The 19,040-nt window shown below is 62.7% G+C and carries 17 protein-coding genes; 9 read left to right on the plus strand and 8 right to left on the minus strand.

Features of this window, described 5'->3' with window-relative positions:
• The first annotated feature begins 2 nt into the window (after nucleotides 1–2).
• The 5 genes from IG627_RS18800 to IG627_RS18820 all read left to right on the plus strand — a co-directional run bounded on the left by IG627_RS18800 (nucleotide 3) and on the right by IG627_RS18820 (nucleotide 3,437).
• Nucleotides 3–443 (plus strand): DMT family transporter, encoded by a 441-nt coding sequence (locus tag IG627_RS18800; protein ID WP_193194524.1) that lies wholly within the window; start codon nucleotides 3–5, stop codon nucleotides 441–443.
• A 5-nt stretch (nucleotides 444–448) separates the two neighbouring features.
• Nucleotides 449–1,195, plus strand: coding sequence for a GNAT family N-acetyltransferase (locus IG627_RS18805; protein ID WP_193194526.1), 747 nt, complete (start codon nucleotides 449–451; stop codon nucleotides 1,193–1,195).
• A gap of 166 nt (nucleotides 1,196–1,361) precedes the next feature.
• Nucleotides 1,362–2,129, plus strand: a complete 768-nt coding sequence (locus IG627_RS18810; protein WP_319024612.1) for a hypothetical protein — start codon at nucleotides 1,362–1,364, stop codon at nucleotides 2,127–2,129.
• Nucleotides 2,130–2,158: 29 nt separating this feature from the next.
• A complete protein-coding gene (locus IG627_RS18815) occupies nucleotides 2,159–2,644 on the plus strand; it encodes a GNAT family N-acetyltransferase (protein ID WP_193194528.1) in 486 nt (161 codons plus the stop codon).
• A gap of 31 nt (nucleotides 2,645–2,675) precedes the next feature.
• The gene (locus IG627_RS18820) at nucleotides 2,676–3,437 is read left to right on the plus strand and encodes a VIT1/CCC1 transporter family protein (protein WP_193194530.1); all 762 of its coding nucleotides are present in this window, start codon (nucleotides 2,676–2,678) and stop codon (nucleotides 3,435–3,437) included.
• Between the two features lie 46 nt (nucleotides 3,438–3,483).
• Here IG627_RS18820 and IG627_RS18825 read toward each other — a convergent pair whose 3' ends face one another.
• The 4 genes from IG627_RS18825 to IG627_RS18840 form a co-directional block, all read right to left on the minus strand.
• The gene (locus IG627_RS18825) at nucleotides 3,484–4,467 is read right to left on the minus strand and encodes a glycosyltransferase family 2 protein (protein WP_193194532.1); all 984 of its coding nucleotides are present in this window, start codon (nucleotides 4,465–4,467) and stop codon (nucleotides 3,484–3,486) included.
• On the minus strand, nucleotides 4,464–4,850 hold the full coding sequence (locus tag IG627_RS18830) for a GtrA family protein (RefSeq protein WP_193194534.1): 387 nt from the start codon (nucleotides 4,848–4,850) through the stop codon (nucleotides 4,464–4,466). The genes IG627_RS18825 and IG627_RS18830 overlap by 4 nt, the downstream gene beginning before the upstream one ends.
• Nucleotides 4,843–6,222 (minus strand): glycosyltransferase family 39 protein, encoded by a 1,380-nt coding sequence (locus tag IG627_RS18835; protein ID WP_193194536.1) that lies wholly within the window; start codon nucleotides 6,220–6,222, stop codon nucleotides 4,843–4,845. The genes IG627_RS18830 and IG627_RS18835 overlap by 8 nt, the downstream gene beginning before the upstream one ends.
• Before the next feature lie 123 nt (nucleotides 6,223–6,345).
• Nucleotides 6,346–7,428: a GGDEF domain-containing protein gene (locus IG627_RS18840; RefSeq protein WP_193194538.1), complete on the minus strand. Its 1,083-nt coding sequence runs from the start codon at nucleotides 7,426–7,428 to the stop codon at nucleotides 6,346–6,348.
• 221 nt (nucleotides 7,429–7,649) lie between these two features.
• Here IG627_RS18840 and IG627_RS18845 point away from each other — a divergent pair, with 221 nt between their 5' ends.
• The 3 genes from IG627_RS18845 to IG627_RS18855 all read left to right on the plus strand — a co-directional run bounded on the left by IG627_RS18845 (nucleotide 7,650) and on the right by IG627_RS18855 (nucleotide 9,304).
• Nucleotides 7,650–8,168 (plus strand): macro domain-containing protein, encoded by a 519-nt coding sequence (locus tag IG627_RS18845; protein WP_193194540.1) that lies wholly within the window; start codon nucleotides 7,650–7,652, stop codon nucleotides 8,166–8,168.
• A gap of 166 nt (nucleotides 8,169–8,334) precedes the next feature.
• Nucleotides 8,335–8,811 (plus strand): hypothetical protein, encoded by a 477-nt coding sequence (locus tag IG627_RS18850; RefSeq protein WP_193194542.1) that lies wholly within the window; start codon nucleotides 8,335–8,337, stop codon nucleotides 8,809–8,811.
• A gap of 85 nt (nucleotides 8,812–8,896) precedes the next feature.
• Entirely contained in the window at nucleotides 8,897–9,304 is a 408-nt protein-coding gene (locus IG627_RS18855; protein WP_193194544.1) for a DUF2784 domain-containing protein, read from the plus strand.
• 274 nt (nucleotides 9,305–9,578) lie between these two features.
• Here IG627_RS18855 and typA read toward each other — a convergent pair whose 3' ends face one another.
• From typA to thiI, 4 genes are all read right to left on the minus strand, one after another.
• Nucleotides 9,579–11,387, minus strand: a complete 1,809-nt coding sequence (gene typA / locus IG627_RS18860) for a translational GTPase TypA (RefSeq protein ID WP_193194546.1) — start codon at nucleotides 11,385–11,387, stop codon at nucleotides 9,579–9,581.
• Nucleotides 11,388–11,698: 311 nt separating this feature from the next.
• Nucleotides 11,699–12,730: an alpha/beta hydrolase gene (locus IG627_RS18865; protein WP_193194548.1), complete on the minus strand. Its 1,032-nt coding sequence runs from the start codon at nucleotides 12,728–12,730 to the stop codon at nucleotides 11,699–11,701.
• A gap of 109 nt (nucleotides 12,731–12,839) precedes the next feature.
• Entirely contained in the window at nucleotides 12,840–15,398 is a 2,559-nt protein-coding gene (locus IG627_RS18870; protein WP_193194550.1) for a TonB-dependent receptor, read from the minus strand.
• A gap of 353 nt (nucleotides 15,399–15,751) precedes the next feature.
• Entirely contained in the window at nucleotides 15,752–17,224 is a 1,473-nt protein-coding gene (gene thiI / locus IG627_RS18875) for a tRNA uracil 4-sulfurtransferase ThiI (protein WP_193194552.1), read from the minus strand.
• A gap of 300 nt (nucleotides 17,225–17,524) precedes the next feature.
• Here thiI and glnA point away from each other — a divergent pair, with 300 nt between their 5' ends.
• Nucleotides 17,525–18,931, plus strand: coding sequence for a glutamate--ammonia ligase (glnA, locus tag IG627_RS18880; protein ID WP_193194554.1), 1,407 nt, complete (start codon nucleotides 17,525–17,527; stop codon nucleotides 18,929–18,931).
• Nucleotides 18,932–19,040: the final 109 nt, after the last annotated feature.

The following is a 19,040-nucleotide window of genomic DNA, read 5'->3' on the forward strand; positions in this document are numbered from 1 at the left end:
CCGTGGCCTATCTGCCGTTACTGGCGCTGGCCGCGGGCGCGGCCATCGCGGTGCAGGCCAGCGTGAACGCACAGCTGGGTGTGCTACTGCGCAGTTCCCAACTAGGCACCGTCGTCGCCTTCGCCACCAGCCTGTTGATCTCGCTGCTCGTCCTGCTGGTTTCCACCCGCCAATACCCGCAGCTGGAATCCATCCAGGCGGTGCCTTTTTATCTCTGGTTCGGTGGCGTCCTGAGCGCCTTCGGGGTGGGGATGTTCTATTTCCTGATTCCCAGGATGGGCGTGGGGCCGATGATGTCCTACGCGCTTACCGGGCAGATGCTGATTGCGGTCGCCGCCAGCCACTTCGGTTGGTTCGATCTGCCCGGCAAGCCCATCAATCCTACCAGGGCCCTGGGGGTGTCGGCGCTGGTGGTGGGAATCTTACTGATTAACTGGGAGTGATAAACATGGACAAGCGTACACTGGATAAAGCGAACATCGACAACCTGACTGCCCTGTGGCGGGCCATGGGCGCCAGTGCGATCAGCGGCGCCCCGGGCATGCACGCCTGCACCGGTTGGCCCGATCGCCACTGGTTCGACTGGGAGTGCGAACCCGCCGCCGTGGCCGACGAGCTGCCGGCGCGGCTGCCGCCGCGGGCGATGGTACCGGTCTGGGCAGCCGGCGACAGGGAAAGCGCTCTGCAGCGGGCGCTGGAGAGAAACAGTTTTGACACCTGCCTGGAGCAGTTGGCCATGTATCTGCCCCTGGGCGGCTGGACTGGCGGCCCCGGCAATGAACTCCATATCGAAACGGTAACTTCGCCGGCGCAGGTGGAGTCCTGGACGGAGAGCTGTGGCCTCGCCTTCGGCTACCGGATAGATGTCGCCGCAATCGAGCGGCTGGCCGGGCACCCGGCCGCGCGACTGCTGCTGGCCCGCAAGGGGAATGTGCCCCTGGGCACCGCCCTGCTCTTCAAGACCGGGCCGGTGATCGGTGTACACCAGGTCGGGGTATTGCCGGAGCAGCGGGGCCAGGGTATTGCAGGAGCCTTGATGCGGGATATTCTGGTTGCCTGCAGGGAGTGGCGGGGCGAGTTCGTCACCCTGCAGGCGTCAGCCGCCGGGGAAGGTCTCTACCGGAAGCTGGGTTTCAGCCCGCAATTCAGAATTGCGAGTTACCGCAGACCCGGGTTCCCCGGCGGCGGTGATTAGGTCTCTGGACTTGGTTATAGTGATGCGAATTCCCGCGGGGCTGTAAAGTACATCCAGTGCACTTTTGCGATGTCGGGGAATAATTGACCTCGGCCGAGCGCCGAGCCGTCGATCGCAGCGAATAAACTGCGGCTGCTGCCCGCAAAAATAAAAAAGGAACCCGGGTGTGAAACTCCTGAAATGGCTGCTGGCCATTGCCGTCTTTCAAATCTCAGCGGCAGTTGCCGCCGCCGAAGCCGTGCCTACCAAAATTGTCGTGCGTGCCAAGGCGCAGGATGCGAAATTTATCGGCACCTCCATCGGCGGTGCCAAGGTCGTAATCCGCGACGCCGAGACCGGCGAGATACTGGCCCAAGGCCTGACCAGCGGCAGCACCGGCAATACCGACCTGATCATGAAGGAGCCCCGCAGCCGCCACGGCTCCATCACCGGGGGCGCGGCCGGGTTCGAGGCTACACTCGATATCAGTGAGCCGGTTTTTCTGACGGTGGAAGTGCTGGCGCCCGCAATCAAGAAGCAGGCGCGGGTCCTGGCGCAGACACAGACCTGGCTGGTGCCGGGTAAGCCGATCGCCGGTGACGGCCTGATCGTCGAGATACCGGGTTTTGTGGTCGACCTGCTGAGTCCGCAGACGCACTTTTACACGACTGTGGACAAGAGCCCGTTTGAGATAAGCGCCAACGTGGTGATGATGTGTGGCTGCCCGTTGACCGACGGCGGCCTCTGGGATGGCAGCCAGATCGAAGTCGCCGCCATCGTCAAGAGAGATGGCGAGACTTACAGGACGGTCCCGCTGAAGATGCAGGACACCATGAACACTTTCAGCGCGCCGCTGAAGGCCGCGGAAGCGGGTGTCTACGAAATCCTCGTCTACGCCTATGATCCCAGGACCGGCAATACCGGTGTGGACAGGACCAGTTTTATCGTCAGGTAGAGAACCGAATAAGTACCCGGAGGGAGCCGATGCATATTCGCGAAGCGGTGGAAGATGACCTGGAAGCCATGTGGGGCATCTTCCGCGCTGTGACCGCTACCGGGGACACGCTGCCCTTTGCGGACACCATGGACAGGGACACCTTCCGCGCCCACTGGTTTGGCCCCGGGCAGGTCACCTGCGTGGCCGAGGAGGATGTGCACCTGCTGGGTATGTACAAGCTCGGTGCCAACTATCCGGACCTGGGTTCCCACGTGGCCAGCGCTACCTACCTGGTGCGGCCGGAGGTGCAGGGGCGCGGCATCGGCCGCGCGCTGGTACAGCACAGCATCGCCCGCGCCCAGGATGCCGACTACCTGGCGATGCAGTTCAATTACGTGGTCAGCACCAACCGGGCGGCGGTGACTCTGTATGAGGAACTGGGTTTCGAGATTGTCGGCACCCTGCCCAAGGCCTTCCGCCACGCCGAAAAAGGGCTGGTGGACGCCTTTGTGATGCACCGTTTCCTGCAGTAGCGGCTGCGGCAAGGCGCTCGGAGAGTCGGGCATGAAAAAAACCGGCCGGAAGGCCCTGCTGAAAGAGCACAGCCCGGAAAATATCGCCAGGCGGCTGGCGCAGAAACCGGAGTCGCAGAAGGTCTCGGATTTCGTGCTGGGCGCCATCGACGGCTGTATCACCACTTTCGCCATTGTCTCCGGCGCCTTCGGTGCCGGCTTCTCTCCGCTGGTAATACTGGTAATGGGCTTCGCCAACCTGCTCGCGGACGGCTTCAGTATGGCGGTGAGCAACTACGAGGCGGTGGATGCCCAGCGCAAACATCTCGAGGCGGCCAGGCGCACCGAGGAGCGCCATATCAAGCTGGTGCCGGAGGGGGAGCGCGAGGAGGTTCGGCAGATATTTGCCAGCAAGGGTTTCAGTGGTGCGACGCTGGAAAAAATAGTCACCACCATCACCGCCAATCGCAAGCTGTGGGTGGAGACGATGCTCGCCGAGGAATATGGCCTGAGCCTGGAGCGCTTCAGCCCGGTGACCTCTGCGCTGGTTACCTTCGCCGCCTTCGTCGCCGCGGGTACGCTGCCGCTGTTGCCCTTTGTGCTGCCCGGATTGGCGTTGCCGACGCAGTTTGTTGCCAGCGGGATACTCGCCGGGCTCATTTTCTTTGCGATCGGGATGTTGAAAGGCCTGGTCTACTCGCAACAGCTACTGCGCTCGGGAGTGACGACATTCCTGATGGGCAGTGCGGCGGCGGCGCTGGCATTTCTGGTGGGTTACCTGCTGCGCCTGCTATTCGGTGGGGAAATATCCTAGGCGGATACCGGCGGGTATGGTGCGGACAATCACACGGTGGAAACGATTAAGCGTCGGCGATGGACTCCAATTGTGCGCGACGACTTTTCCCAGCAGTGCCGTTTGATCCGAAATTCACAGTGTCCCTGATGATGTATCTCGGCCTGGCCTTGGTTTCCATATAAATGCGGCCGATGTACTCGCCGATCACGCCGATACCGATCAGCTGCACACCGCCCAGAAACAGGACGGCGGTGATCAGTGAGGGGTAGCCCGGAACCGGGTTTCCCCAGATCAACTTGTCGGCGACCATCCAGGCGGCGTAGATCAGGGATACAAACGCAATGCTCAGGCCGATATAGGTCCAGATGCGCAGGGGAACGGTGCTGAAGGAAGTAATGCCTTCCAGCGCCAGGTTCCACAGCTTCCAGCCATTGAATTTGGACTTTCCGGCCACGCGCTCGGCGCGCGCGTACTCGACGATCGCCGTCCTGTATCCCACCCAGCTCAGAATACCCTTCATAAACAGCTTGCGCTCGGGCAGTTGCCTGATGGATTCCACCACCTGGCGCGACATCAGCCGGAAGTCGCCGACATTCTCCTCGATCTTTGTTTCGGAGACGGAATTGTTTATTTTGTAAAACAAACTGGCACTGCGGCGTTTGAGATAGCCGTCCCTGCTGCGGTCGACGCGTTTTGCCAGGACCACATCGGCACCGTCCTGCCACTTTGCGATCATTTCGGGTATCACTTCGATCGGGTCTTGGAGATCCACATCCATGGGGATGATCGCATCGCCGGACGCGTGTTCTATGCCGGCAAACAGCGCGGCTTCCTTGCCGAAATTCCTCGACAGATTGAGCAGCACCACCTGCGGGTCCCGGCTGGCTAAGGAGGTGGCAACCAGCTCCGTTTCATCGGTACTGCCGTCGTTGATAAATACAATTTCGATCTGGTGGTCGGCGAGTAATGCCGAGTTTCTTACGGCGCTGTAGAAAAGGGCTATCGTCTCTTCCTCGTTGTAGACGGGAACAACCAGGGAAAGCTTCATTCTGACCTCCGGTAAATCCAGAGCTGGTGCAGTGCGAAATTACTGAACAGGGTGATTCCCGTGGCGACACACTGTGCGGGGATATAGTGGAATACAAGTACTAACAGCGCGAAACTGCAGGTGTTCACGGCCAGCCCTATCATGGCCACCAGCGCAAACTTTGGCAGCGTGCGCCAATGGCTGATATTGCTGGAAAAGGTGAATCGGTAGTTGAGCCAGTAGTTGATGCCGGCCGACGTCAGGTAGGACGCCGCAGAGGCGATGACCGCCTGCGTCGATAATATTTCGACCAGCGACGCCAGCAACAGGAATTGCACCAGGGTCGCCGCCGCCCCCACAGCGGCAAAGCGCACAAAGCGCAGTTGCAACAGCCACTCAATCATGGTTCCGGGGCCCACCGTGCTCGCGCCGTTTGCGGGCGTTTGCTGGCAATGTGCCGAGCAGCAATGCCGAACAGGCCAGCAGCAATCCCTCGCCGGGCTTGCGATAACGCCCCTCGTTGACGGCGATCGGCAGCAGTCCCTGCACCAGTACCCACACCAGCAGCAGCACCGGCAGCAGCCTCCTGCCGCCCAGCCTGCGCCAGTAGATCGCCGTGGCGGCGATCAGCAACAGCGCCAGCGGCGCCCAGATCCAGCGCATATGGATATTGGCCCTGTGCAGCGCCCGCTCGCCGTTGTTGTCGGGCCAGGAGGCGCCGAAGAAAAGGTAGACCAGGTTTTCCCGGGTGATCCACAGGTAGTTGGAAACCGTCATCGGGTAATCCAGTTTCGCCCTGTGCCAGTCTTCCCCGCCGCGATCCAGGTCGATATGCACTTCCGCGGTACCGCGCCGCGCCGTGGTCCAGTCGGACAGCGGTGCCAGGGGGCGCTCGCCGGTGGCCGGGGAGGCGAACCAGTAGCTCCAGCGGGCGCCGTCGCGCTCGTAGCTGATGTTGATTCTCTGCTTGCCGGAACGCGTGTAGATGGATACCAGCTTGCCGATGCCGTGCGGGGCCAGGAGCTGCATCTGCTGGTAACTGCGCACGGCCAGAGGCCCCAGTATCAGCGTCAGTATCAGCGCCGAATAGACGGCCTTGCGCAGTTTGTCTTCCTGTTCCAGCCACAGCCAGCTGCAGGTCACCGCCGCCAGAGGAATCGCTATGCCGCGGGTCAGCCCGGCCAGGGCCCACAGAAAGGCCATCAGCAGGAAACTGCCCAGCGTCCGCTTGCGCCGGCAGCGCCAGCTGGCGTAGAGGGCGGCGCCGAGCAGCGGCAGCAGTAGTGTCTCCTGCATGAAATAGCCGTAGATGGCGATCCAGGAGGGCAGCAGCGACAGCGCTGCCCAGCCGCCCAGTGCAACCAGCCTGCCCGGCTGTAACTCGCGCAGGAAGCGGTACCAGATCCAGGGGGTGCACAGGGACAACAGGGAGGTGTAGAAGGCGACCAGCAGCGGGTTCATCAGGGTGAGCTTGCCCAGCGCGCCGATATAGAGCTGGTAGAGCACCGGGTCGGTCAGCGCCATGGGATCGCTGCGCAAAGTGTCTGTGCCCTGTTCCCAGTGGCGTTGCGGATCGCTCCAGATATGATCCAGTGGGTTGAATTGCACTATGTAATCGACGCGCAGCAAGGCGCCGGCAATCACCAGGCCATAGAGCAGTGCGTAGAGACAATGGCGCGGGGTGATCAGCGCACTGAGACCCGACAGGCGCGCTGCGCAGTGTTCGAGCCAGCGGTTTGGTGATACGGCGGCGGTTTCCGCCGGGTGACTTTGCATGGGGCCGCCCCGTTGTTTTTGTTGGTGGGCTGGCAGGCATTTTAACCGCGGGGCGGCGGAGAGCTGGTCGAATGTGATGCCAATTGCGTCCGCCGTGCAGCGGGCGGCTTCCGCAGGCGCTCGCTAGACTGCCACCACCTGGTTGCGCCCGCCGTCCTTGGCGCGGTACATGCGCGCATCCGCCTCGGCCAGCAGTTGGCCGTGGGTGGCGCTGGCGGGGTCACCCTCGGCGACGCCGAAGCTGATGGAGATGGTCACCGGCGGATCGTACTTCTGGCTCAGGGCTTCCACCCGGTCGCGCAGCTTCTCCGCCAGTATGCCGCCGCCCTGCAGGTCGGTATTCGGCAGCAGTACCAGGAACTCCTCACCGCCCCAGCGCGCCACTATATCGTCGGCGCGGGTGTTGTCCCGCAGCGTCTCGGCCACGTCCTGCAAAACCCGGTCGCCAAAGGCGTGTCCGTAGGTGTCGTTGATGGTCTTGAAGTTGTCCAGGTCGCCGATCAGCACCGCGTAGCGACCGGTCAGGTGGCGGTTGCGCCGCTCCAGCTCGTTCATGGCGCGGTAGGCCTCGCGGCGGTTGGCCAGTCCGGTCAGCGCGTCGGTGGAGGCGCGGTCCTCCAGCTCCTGGGTGAGCCGGTGCAGCAGCTTCTGGGTCTGGTGACGGCTGCTGTCCAGCAGCGCGGTGAGTGCGGTCAGGGCGCCAAACACGGCGATAAAGCGCGCGCGGTAGGCGGTGTCGTACTCGGCGGTGAGGCCCGGGAAGTCCGGGTAGAAGAGCACCAGTGTGGTGGCGCCGCCTATACCCAGCAGCGCGGCGGTGCCGCCCTTGTAGCCGTAGAGGTTGATAAAGCCCGGCACCAGCATCACCGCCCACATCAGGCCGGTATTGTTTACACCGCCGGATAGCAGCAGGTAGAAATAGAGCACCAGCAGCAGGGTGCCGACCAGCAGCGGCGTCTTCCTGCTCGGACCCACCAGGTTGACGGTGATATAGGCGCCGAGAATCAGCACCGCCACGCCGAACAGGGTGGTGGCCTGCCACAGGTCGCCGCCGGTCAGGGCGATGACCGCCATGGCGCCGGTGATGGCCATGGAGAAGATCAGCATATAGGCCGAGGCCTGGATGCGCCGGCGCAGCTCTATCTGGCGCGCCTCTTCGAGCGGGTCGCGAAAAGCCAGGTTCTGGTTGTTGTACCCTGAGTTCATGGGGGTCCCTGTAAATAGTGCGGGTCACTACTTCCAACCGACCCGGAGCCGCGCACCGGGCGCGGTTTCATTTTTCTTCTAACCCTGTGGGCTGTCTCCTGCCGCAGTTGCCATGGGTGGGGCGCGCAGACATGGAGGGGCAGTCAGTATATTGTGATTCGGGGCGGCACCAAAGTGCCGCGCTACAGTATCAGTAACCAAAAGCGCGAAATTGAGAAACCGTGGCAAAAATCGAACTGACTTGCGGGGATATCCTGGCCCTGCGCGGCGACGCACTGGTGTGCCCGGCGCACAAACACCTGATCTGCGGACGCGGCCTGTCGGCCCAGGTCTACGAACGCGGCGGCGCGGCCCTGGCGGCGGCCTGTGACCTGCAACCCGAGTGCGCCGTGGGCGAGGCCAGGATCACCCGCGCCTACGGCCTGCCGGTAAAATTTCTATTGCACACGGTGACACCCCAGTGGAGTAGCGGCGACCAGTGGGGTGCCCAGTCGCTGGTGCAGCTGCGGCGCTGCTACGAGAGCGCACTGGCCCTGGCGCGGCAGAAAGGACTGAAGAGGCTGCTGTTCCCGGCCCTCGGCGCCGGCACCAACCGCTTCCCCCACACCATTGCCGCGCACCAGGCGCTGGAGGTGCTGCACGCGCAGGCGGGGGATTTCGACAAGCTGACGGTGTGCCTGCACACGCCGACGGCGCTGGGGGACTGGCGGCGGGTGGAGAAGCGTTTCTTTGGCGCTTGATCGTCAGCATCAGCAGGAGCGGCACGACTGTGCGACTTTGGATCGAGGTTTGACGTTTATTGAATTTGACGACATGCGGGCGTACATTTTCTCCGTGGGATACGGGCCGTGAAATGATGGCCCTTTAAGCCGCAATATCAATGGAAGGTCTTACAGGGAGAGATTCATGCAGGCTGTGGAAGAAATTCAAAAATTACTGGGTGAACTGTATGACCTCGTGTCAGGGCCTGAAGGGTTCGAGCGGGACTGGAAAAGGCTGTCTGCGTTATTCACCCCCTACGCAAAAATGATACGTACTTCGATCGATGCAAACGGTAATCCGCAAGCTTTGGTGATGAGCATCCAGGACTATCCGGCTAACTTTCAAAAGCTTATGGACGGAAGAGCCTTCTATGAGCAGGAAATAAACAACATCATCGAAGTGTTTGGAAATATCGCTCATGCATTCAGCACTTACGAGGCATGGGGCGACGGCGATAAGGAAAAATTCCTCAAGCGCGGTATTAATAGTATCCAGCTTTACAATGATGGCCAGTCCTGGAAAGTTGCGAACATGATTTGGGATGATGAGCGGCCAGGCTTGTCGATGTCTCCCAGGTACAACCCGGTTGGCGAGACCGAAGGGACCGGGATCAATCAATAATTGGGGGCGACCACCAGCCGGTTCCCGTCGAGTGTGCTAGGGCTGCGGCCCGGCAGAACTGGGTATCAGGTGAATTAGGTACACCATGGAAGCGTCCAGATTCTATCTCTTCGCGGCGGACGCGATCCTTTGCACCCACGTGCTCTTCGTCGCCTTCGTTATCCTCGGTCTTGCGCTTATCCTGCTCGGCGGGCTGCGCGCCTGGTCCTGGGTGCGCAACCCCTGGTTTCGCCTGCTGCATCTCACTGCCATAGGCGTGGTAGTGGTGCAGTCGTGGCTCAGTGTTATCTGCCCTCTCACCATCTGGGAGATGGCGCTGCGCGAGCGCGCGGGTGACGAGGTTTACTCCGGTTCCTTTATATCCCACTGGCTGGAAAGCATTTTGTACTACCGGCTGCCGGACTGGGTGTTTGTGGTCTGCTACACGGCGTTCGGGGCACTGGTGGTGACCAGCTGGTTTTGGGTTCGGCCGCGGCCGTTTGGCAGGCGCTGAATCCCTGGTGCCGCCTGCCCGATTGGCGCTCGGCGGTCCCGGAGCGGGCGGACACAAGGTTCGCCTCAGCACCCTACTGTCGTCATTCCGGCGCAGGCCGGAAACCAGGTGCCACCGCGATCTGGATACCGGCCTGCGCCGGTATGACGAACTGAGGGAGAGCTCAAACAAAAAAACGGGCCCGATGGGCCCGTTTTCCGAAGTGTGCAGCTGGTGGGTAATTTGAGCGTCGCGCAGCTTGTCGCAGCGATCACTCACCGCCAACCACTCACCACTACTTCTTCGCGCGCTTGCGCATATTCTCCTGCAGGACTTTCTTGCGCAGGCGGATGTGGTTCGGGGTCACCTCAACCAGCTCGTCGTCCTCGATAAACTCCAGCGCCTGCTCCAGGGTGTGGCGGATCGGCGGCGTCAGGGTCAGGGCCTCGTCGGTGCCGGCGGCGCGGACGTTGGTCAGCTGCTTGGCCTTGGTGGGGTTTACCACCAGGTCGTTGTTGCGCGAGTGAATGCCCACTACCTGGCCCTCGTAGATATCCTCGCCGTGGCCCAGGAAGAGGCGGCCGCGGTCCTGCAGCGCGTAGAGGGCGTAGGCCAGGGTCTTGCCGTTGACCATGCTGACCAGTACGCCGTTGTTGCGCTTGGCCACGTCGCCCATTTTCACCGGGCCGTAGTGGTCGAAGATGCTGGTCATGATGCCGGAGCCGCTGGTCATGGTCAGGAACTGGGAGCGGAAGCCGATCATGCCGCGGGACGGCACGATAAACGTCAGGCGCACGCGGCCCTTGCCGTCCGGCTCCATATTGGTCAGGTCGGCCTTGCGCAGGCCCAGCTCTTCCATCACCGAACCCTGGTGCTGGTCCTCGACGTCGATCACCACTTCCTCGTAGGGCTCGTGAATCTCGCCGTCGACTTCCTTCTGCACCACTTCCGGGCGGGATACGCCCAGCTCGAAACCTTCCCGACGCATGGTTTCGATCAAAACGGACAGATGCAGCTCGCCGCGCCCGGAAACCTTGAATTTATCCGGAGAATCTCCCTGCTCGACGCGCAGTGCCACATTGTGGATCAGCTCCTGGTCGAGGCGCTCCTTGATATTGCGCGAGGTCACGAACTTGCCGTCCTGGCCGGCAAAGGGGGAGTCGTTGACCTGGAAGGTCATGCTCACGGTGGGCTCGTCCACGGACAGGGCTGGCAGTGCCTCCGGCTTTTCCGGGTCGCACAGGGTATCGGAGATGTTCAGCTCGCCGACACCGGTGATGCAGACGATATCGCCGGCGCTGGCCTGTTCCACTTCCATCCGCTCCAGGCCCAGGTAGCCCATCACCTGCAGTACCTTGGCCTTGCGCGATTTCTCGTCGCGGTCCAGTACCACCACCTGCTGGTTGGGCTTGAGGGTACCGCGGGTGATGCGGCCGACGCCGATCACGCCGACGTAGCTGTTGTAGTCCAGGGCGGAGATCTGCATCTGGAAGGGACCGCTCTGGTCCACCTTGGGCGGCTCCACCTTGTCGACGATCATCTGGAACAGCGGCGTCATGTCGTCCGCCATGTCGGTGTCGTCCAGGCCGGCGATGCCGTTCAGGGCCGAGGCGTAGATCACCGGGAAGTCCAGCTGCTCGTCGGTGGCGCCGAGGCTGTCGAACAGGTCGAACACCTGGTCCATCACCCAGTCCGGGCGCGCGCCGGGGCGGTCGATCTTGTTGATCACGACGATCGGGTTCAGGCCCTGCTCGAAGGCCTTCTGGGTTACGAAGCGAGTCTGCGGCATGGGGCCGTCCACCGCGTCCACCAGCAGCAGCACCGAGTCCACCATGGACAGCACCCGCTCCACTTCGCCGCCGAAGTCGGCGTGCCCGGGGGTGTCGACGATATTGATGCGGTAGTCGTTCCAGCGGATGGCGGTGTTCTTGGCCAGGATGGTGATGCCGCGCTCACGCTCCTGGTCGTTGGAATCCATGACCCGCTCGGCGCCCTCGTCGCGGCGGTCCAGGGTTCCGGACTGGGACAGCAACTTGTCCACCAGGGTGGTCTTGCCGTGGTCAACGTGGGCAATGATCGCAATATTGCGCAACTTCTCTATCACTGGGGGCCTCTGGGCATAACGCGTGAAATGGGTGGGGCGGGGCTGTTTTACAGCGGGGGTCCGGCCAAAGGCGGCGATTATAGAGGCGAAGCGTGACAAATGGGAGCGGGAATCGAATAAAAGTTGATCAAAAACTGGCCGCCGCGCCCGATGTGCGGAAGAAGCGGGAAAAATGCATAGGAAAGCGGGGCCCGGCAGCCCCTCAGGTCCAGCAATATCACCTGTTAGGAATCATTTCCTACGAGTCCAGCCGGGAGCACCTGCCCGGGCTCCAGGGCTGTCCTGTCTGACGGCAAAAGGGGGGCAGTGGTTTAGCCCGTGTCCAGGTGGCGGTCGAGAAATGCCTGCATTTTCCCCAGCGCCCGACGGCTCTCCGGAGAATCCGGCAGTGTCGGCTGGAACACGTGCGGCATGCCCTCGTAGATATCCAGCTGTACCTCCTGCCCGGCGCCGTCGAGCGCCTGGTACAGGCGCACAAAGTTACTCAGGAAGATCTCCCGGGTGCCGCCCTGGATCAGGGTGGGCGGGAAGCCGCGGGAGAAGTCCCCGTATACCGGTGACACATAGGGATGCTTCTGCTCCGCAGGGTCCGCATAGGCCGCGGCGGCGGGACCCAGCAGCCGCGCGTAAGTGTAGCGCGGTTCCACATCTTTCAGGGTGGCGTAGGTATCGCCGGTCTCGGAGATGTCCGCCCAGGGCGACCAGAGCACCACGGCGGCGGGCATGTCCAGGCCGCGGTCGCGCATTTTCAGCACCGCGCCCGCGGCCAGGGCGCCGCCGGCGGAATCGCCGTAGATCGCGACGCGCTCCATCGGGTGGTCCTCGGCGTTCAGTGCCCTGAACACCGCCAGCACCTGGTCGGTGACCTGCCGCCATCTGGCGTGGGGCGCGAGCGTATAGTCGATGGAGATCACCCGCAGCCCGGTGCTGGCGGCCACCAGCGCGCTGCTCGGCATGGCGCTGCGGCTGCTGTAGAAGGTGTAGGCGCCGCCGTGGGTGTAAACCAGCAGCCGCCCGTCGTCTTTCCAGCCTCGCGGCCTGATATCGGCCACTGGCACGCCGCCGAGTGTGCGCCGCTCCACCGCAACCCGGTACCTGTCCACCGCCCTGTCGCCCGCCGCGACCAGGGTGCTTTCCACCTGGGACTGGATTTTTCCCCAGCCCTCCAGGTCGTCGGCCGCCGGCATTTCCGGTCCCCGGGTCGGATCCGGGGCGGATGCAAATACCTGTTGCCAGCCGTCGGAAACCGTGTCTGGCGCCGTGTGGCGGAGCTCTGTCGCGGCGACGGCCTCCGTGAAAACCAGCAGCCCCAGCAGCAGCGCGAAGGTGTTGGTTGGGCCCATGGGATTTCCCCTAAAGCAAGGGCCTGCAAAGCCCGATAAAAAAGGGACCGCCGAGCGGTCCCGTAAGTGGAGCAACATTACCTGCGAGGAACTGTTTCCTGGGAGATCTTTAAAAACGCTTGTTCAGGCTCAGGCCGTAGCTGCGCGGCTCGCCCGGGTAGGCCATCACCGTGCCCGTCTGGATCACCGCGTCGAAGTTGACCCGGCGGTAGCGCTCGTCGGTGACGTTGCGGCCCCACAGGGTCAGGTCGGCGTCGTAGTCGGCGAACTGCAGCGCGGCGCGCAGGTTCAGCAGGCCGAAGGCCTCCTGCTCCATCAGCGGGTCGTTGACGTTGGAGGTCATGGCGTCGGACCTGTAGCTGTACTCGCCGTAGATATGGCCGTCGATACCGGCCGTCAGGGCGAAGTCGCGGCGCAGGCCCAGGGTCAGGAAGTGTCTGGGCGTATTGGCCAGGGGGTCGCCGGTGCGGTCGCAGACGCTGACATTGGGATCTGTCTGGCCCGGATCCGCTACGCCCGTGTGCCAGGGGGTGGCTACCCAGCAGTTGCCCTTGCTGAACTCCTTGAAGGTGGCGTCGGTGTAGGCGTAGGCAGCGGTCACGGTGGTGTTGTCCATCGGCGCCCAGAAGACTTCCGCCTCGGCGCCGGTGGACTGCAGTTCGCCGGCGTTCTGCAGGTTGAAACCGTCGCCGGTGAAGGCGTTGGCCTGGTAGTTGTCCAGCACCGTGTGGTGCAGGGCCAGGTTCAGGCGCAGTGCCTGCTCGGGGAAGTCGGACTTGATGCCCACTTCAAAGGCGCTGGAGTTCTCGGCGTCGAACAGCGGGTCGAAGCCGATGGCGATGCGGTCGGTGTTGGTGCCGCCCGACTTGTAGCCACTGCCGTAGGAGGTGTAGATCAGCGAGTCCGCCGACAGCGCGTAGCTCAGCTTGACCGTTCCGGTTACCTGGCCGTCGGTGATGTCGGCGTCTATGTCCTGGCGCGGCGAGTTGGCGGCGAACAGCCAGTTGCCCCAGCCGCGCTGGCCGAAGGGCGCGAAGGCGGCCTGCACATCCGGGTCGCCGGCCAGCGTCAGCAGGGTGGGGATGTCGTTGATGGCCGCGGCGGCGCCCATCTGCTGCAGGTAGCCGCTTCCCGAGGCATTGAACAGGGCGTCTATGCTGGGTGGCGCGCCCTGCCATTCCCACGGCTGGTCGTTGTCCCACTCGGAGAAGGCGGTCAGCAGCGACTTCTCTTCCTCCGTGTAGCGCAGGCCCAGGGTCAGGGTCAGGGCGTCGCTGAGGCTGTAGTCGAACTGGCCGAACAGGGCCCAGCTCTGGTGTTCCTGCTCCGCGTGGTGCGGGGCCCTGTAGCCCTCGATATAGGGATCGGCGGCGGCCACACCGGTCAGCCCGGCGAAGGCGTTGATACCGTCGATCAGGCCGCCGAGACCCAGGGCCGGGACCAGGAAGTCGTTGACGCGCCCGTGGTTGGCCACCTGGTAGTCGAGCGCCACCTCCTGGTCGAAGTAGTAGGCGCCCAGCACCGCGTTGCTGCGCTCGCCGGCAAAGGTCAGGCGCAGTTCCTGTGAGAAGGCGCTCTGCTCGGAATCATTGACCGTGGAGATGATATTCACATCGCCGAAGTCGCTGTCGATGATGTCGTAGGAGCTGTAGTCGCGGCTGGCGGTGACCGAGGTCAGGGTCCAGCGCTCGGCAAACTCCCAGTTCACCTCCAGGGAGACGCCGCTGTCCTCGCCGCGGGATACCGGCAGTATATTCAGCGCCGTCTCGTAGTCCTCGAACTGGTCGCCGCCAAACACAGTGCCGCCGAGACCCTGCAATATCGCCGAGGGACCGGGTGTGCCGGCATCGTTCTGCAGGCTGTCCACCACCGTCAGCGCCGCACAGCAGATCTCGTCGATTTCGGATTTGTCGACGATCAGGCGCGCGGACAGTTGGTCGCTGGGGGTGTAAAGCGCCTGCAGGCGCGCGCCCCAGCGGTCGCGATTGTTGACGTCCTTCGTCTCGCCGTCGACCGATGCGTCCACATAGCCGTCGCGCTGGCCGCTGAATCCGGTGGCGCGCAGCGCCAGCACATCCGGGACCAGCGACAGGTTGGCCGCGGCGGCGGTATTGAGCAGGCCGTAGTTGCCGGCGGTCACCGATACGAAACCGTCGGTGTCGTGGCCGGGCGCCCTGGTGCGAAACTGTATGGCGCCGGCCGGGGTGTTCTTGCCGAACAGGGTGCCCTGGGGGCCGCGCAGCACTTCCACCGCCTGCATATCCACCAGCTCGTTGATCATCGAGCTGGGACGGGAGCGGTAGATGCCGTCGACGTAGAGGCCCACGGAGGACTCGAGACCGAAGTTCTGCCCGGAGGTGCCTATGCCGCGAATGGCGAAATTGGAGGTGGTGTTGGTCTGGTTCTGCCCCGCCACCAGGCCGGGGGTGTTGGTCTGCAGGTCGAAAATATCCTTGATTACCGCTTCCTGCAGCTGCTCGCCGCTGACCGCGGTTACCGCGACGGGCACGTCCTGCAGGTTCTGTTCGCGCTTCTGCGCGGTGACCACCACTTCCTCGAGTTCGCGGTGGTTCCCGGCGTCCTGTGCGAGCGTGGGCAGGGCGGTGGCAGTGGCTATGGGCAGGCTGAGCAGGCGGATTGCCAGCGGCAGTTTCTCAATCCGGAACATCGCTTTCTCCCGTAATTATATTTATTGGGTTTTTATTGGAATTTTTGCGCGCGGCGAAACGGGTTCCGCCGTTGTTCGGGAGAAATTATTAGCATAGGGAAATTCAAAAAACAGCAGCGCACCGGATTATTTTTTGATTTCCCGTCAACGGGGAAAAAATTTTATCTTGGAGGTAATAAAACCCCTGTTTTTGACCGTCAGATCCGAAATGTCGGGTAAAAAATTATATTACCCGGCGGGTAATTTCTGGCGCTGTTGCGACGGGGATGGAAGGCAGGGGGAAAGACGGGGCTGTGTCGGTACAGGCCGATATTACCTGCGGGGTAAAGTTGGCCCGTACCGTTTTCCTGGAGCTATTTGCCCGCGTGTGGTTCCTCGGGTCTGAAGACGCCCACATTGCGATAGCCCTCATCCAGCAGGTGCGACGCGTGCAATTTGCTCATGACACCGCGCTTGCAGTAGAGCAGGTAGCTGCGGTCCCCGTCCAGCTTGCGGAAGGCGTTGCTGAGGCGGTAGAAGGGGATAGTCTCCACGTCGGTGCCGGGCAGCTCCAGCGGATCCAGCTCCTCCTCGTCCGGGTGGCGGATATCGATGACCACCTGGCCGTGGGGCTCGGCGACCACCTCCACGTCGGGAATCTCGCCGCGCACATCCTCCATCACCTCGTCGATATTCTGCATGGCGCGATTGCCGATGGCGCGGTCGAGTACCGTAAAGTCGAAGCGGTTTTCCTCGTTCTCCACTTTTTCCATTTTCGCGCGGGTGGTGGGCTTCACCGAGATTACGCCGCAGTACTCGGGCATGTTCGCGGCGAACTCCTCGGTGCCTATCTCGCGCGAGGTGCGGATGATGTCGGTCTTGTCGCTGGTGATCAGCGGGCGCAGCACCAGGGTGTCGGTGACGCTGTCGATCACCGACAGGTTTTTCAGGGTCTGGCTGGACACCTGGGCGATGGCCTCGCCGGTCACCAGTGCGTCCACATCCAGCTCCTTCGCGATCACCGAGCCGGCGCGCAGCATCATGCGCTTGAGGATCACGCCCATATAGGAGTCGTCGACCTGTTCCAGTATCTCCGCCACCACCTCGTCGAAGGGCACCGTGACGAAGCGCACCCGGTGGGAGGCGCCGTACTTGTTCCACAGGTAGAAGGCCACTTCCTTGACGCCCAGCTCGTGCTGGCGCCCGCCCAGGTTGAAGAACAGGAAGTGGGTGCGGATGCCGCGCTTGATGGTCAGGTAGCTGGCCACGGTGGAGTCGAAGCCGCCGGACACCAGCGACAGTACCGGGTCCTGGGTGCCGAGCGGGAAGCCGCCGAGGCCCTGGGTCAGCTGTTCCACCACATTCAGCTTGTCGTGGCGTATTTCCAGCTTCACGGTGATATCCGGGTTCTTCAGCTTGACGCCGGCGGCATCGGTATTCTGATTCAGGCCGCCGCCCACATACTGCTCCACGTCCAGGGACTTGAAGTCGTGGTCACCGGTACGTTTCACGCGCACGCAGAAGGTCTTGCCGGCCAGGGCCTCGCCCCAGACACCCAGGGTCTTCTCGTAGATATCCTGCAGGTCGCCGAGGGGGAACTGCTGCACGCGGGAGAAGTTGGCGATGCCCGGCGTGTGGGTCAGCACCTCCTCGATGCGCTCGCCCAGATGCGCCACCGCATCCGGCGCTATCACGTCGATCTTCTCCCAGTCCTTGCGCACCTGGATGCGGTCATCCAGCTGCTTCAGCAGGCGCTGCAGGTTGTCCTTGAGCTGGCGCGACATGCGCTTGCGCACCGGGTTGCTCTTGATGGTGATCTCGGGGAAAAACTTGACGACGAAGTGCATGGGATTCCGTGGGGTACCGCCTGTGGGATTGAGGTGCGGCATTATAAACTAGCTGGCGAAAAGTTGGTCATGCACATCTCTGGTGCGCCTGCGCCACAATGTGCGTCATTTTGGTGCGACAACCTGTGGCCGGGCGGCCACTTTGCCTCTATTCTGCCCCGGTTGGCCGCGCGCGACGGTATGCGCACGGCGCAATTGCAGCTCCGACGGCGTTGCCCCAATTTGGCACACTCCTTGCTTCACTAGATGCTACAGAAGGGTTGTAGCGACAAATTACTTTTCAAGACCTGGAGGATTCCAATGTCAGCAAAAACGCTCGGTTTGATCAAAGAGGCTGAAGCCAAGTGGGTAGACCTGCGCTTCACCGATTCCAAGGGTAAAGAACAGCACGTATCCATTCCGACGTCGGAAGTTGACGGCGAGTTCTTCGAAGAGGGCAAGATGTTCGACGGCTCCTCCATCGCCGGCTGGAAGGGCATCAACGAATCCGACATGATCCTGATGCCGGACGACGAGAGCTCCTTCCTCGACCCCTTCACCGACGAGGCCACCGTGATCGTGCGCTGTAACATCGTCGAGCCGTCCACCGGCCAGGGCTACGAGCGCGACCCGCGCTCCATCGCGCTGCGCGCCGAGGAGTACCTGAAGTCCACCGGCCTGGGCGACACCGCCCTGTTTGGCCCGGAGCCCGAATTCTTCGTCTTCGACGACATCACCTGGGGTGCCGAGATGGGCGGCGCCTTCTACAAGATCAACTCCGAAGAGGCCGCCTGGTCCTCCGGTGCCAGCTTTGCCGAAGGCAATATCGGTCACCGCCCGGGCGTGAAAGGCGGCTACTTCCCGGTTCCGCCGGTCGACTCATTGCACGACGTGCGCGCCGCCATGTGTTCCGCCATGGAGCAGATGGGACTGCGCGTGGAAGTGCACCACCACGAAGTGGGCACCGCCGGCCAGTGTGAAATCGGCGTCGGCGCCAACACCCTGACCAAGAAAGCGGACGAGGTGCAGATCCTCAAGTACGCCGTGCACAATGTGGCCCACGCCTACGGTAAGACTGCCACCTTCATGCCCAAGCCGCTGGTGGGTGACAACGGCTCCGGCATGCACATCCACATGTCCTTCAGCAAGGACGGCGTGAACCAGTTTGCCGGCGACGCCTACGCGGGCCTGTCCGAAACCGCCCTCTACTACGTCGGCGGCATCATCAAGCACGCGCGCGCCCTGAACGCCTTCGCCAACGCCTCCACCAACTCCTACAAGCGCCTGGTACCGGGCTTCGAGGCACCGGTGATCCTGGCTTACTCCGCGCGCAACCGCTCCGCGTCCATCCGCATCCCCTATGTGCCGAGCCCGAAAGGCAAGCGCATCGAAGCGCGCTTCCCGGATCCGACCGCCAACCCCTACCTGGTGTTCGCGGCCATGCTGATGGCCGGCCTGGACGGTATCAAGAACAAGATCCACCCCGGCGACCCGGCGGACAAGGATCTGTACGACCTGCCGGCGGAAGAGCTGGCCGAGTACCCGACCGTTGCCTCCAGCCTGGAGATGGCCCTGGACGCACTGGATCAGGACCGCGCCTTCCTGACCGAGGGCGGCGTATTCTCCGACGACGCCATCGACGCCTATATCGAGCTGAAGCGCGAGGAAGTCGAGCGCCTGGCGATGACCACGCACCCGGTCGAGTTCGATATGTACTACTCGGTGTAAGCGCCGCAGGCGCTTCCGTGTAAGTCTCACGGCTTCACACTGTTGCAAAAAGATCGCACCCCCCCGGGGGGGGGCTTTTTTTTTTGGGGAGCACAAGTTTATTTTATGA

This window comes from Microbulbifer taiwanensis, assembly GCF_014904815.1.
GTDB lineage: Bacteria > Pseudomonadota > Gammaproteobacteria > Pseudomonadales > Cellvibrionaceae > Microbulbifer > Microbulbifer taiwanensis.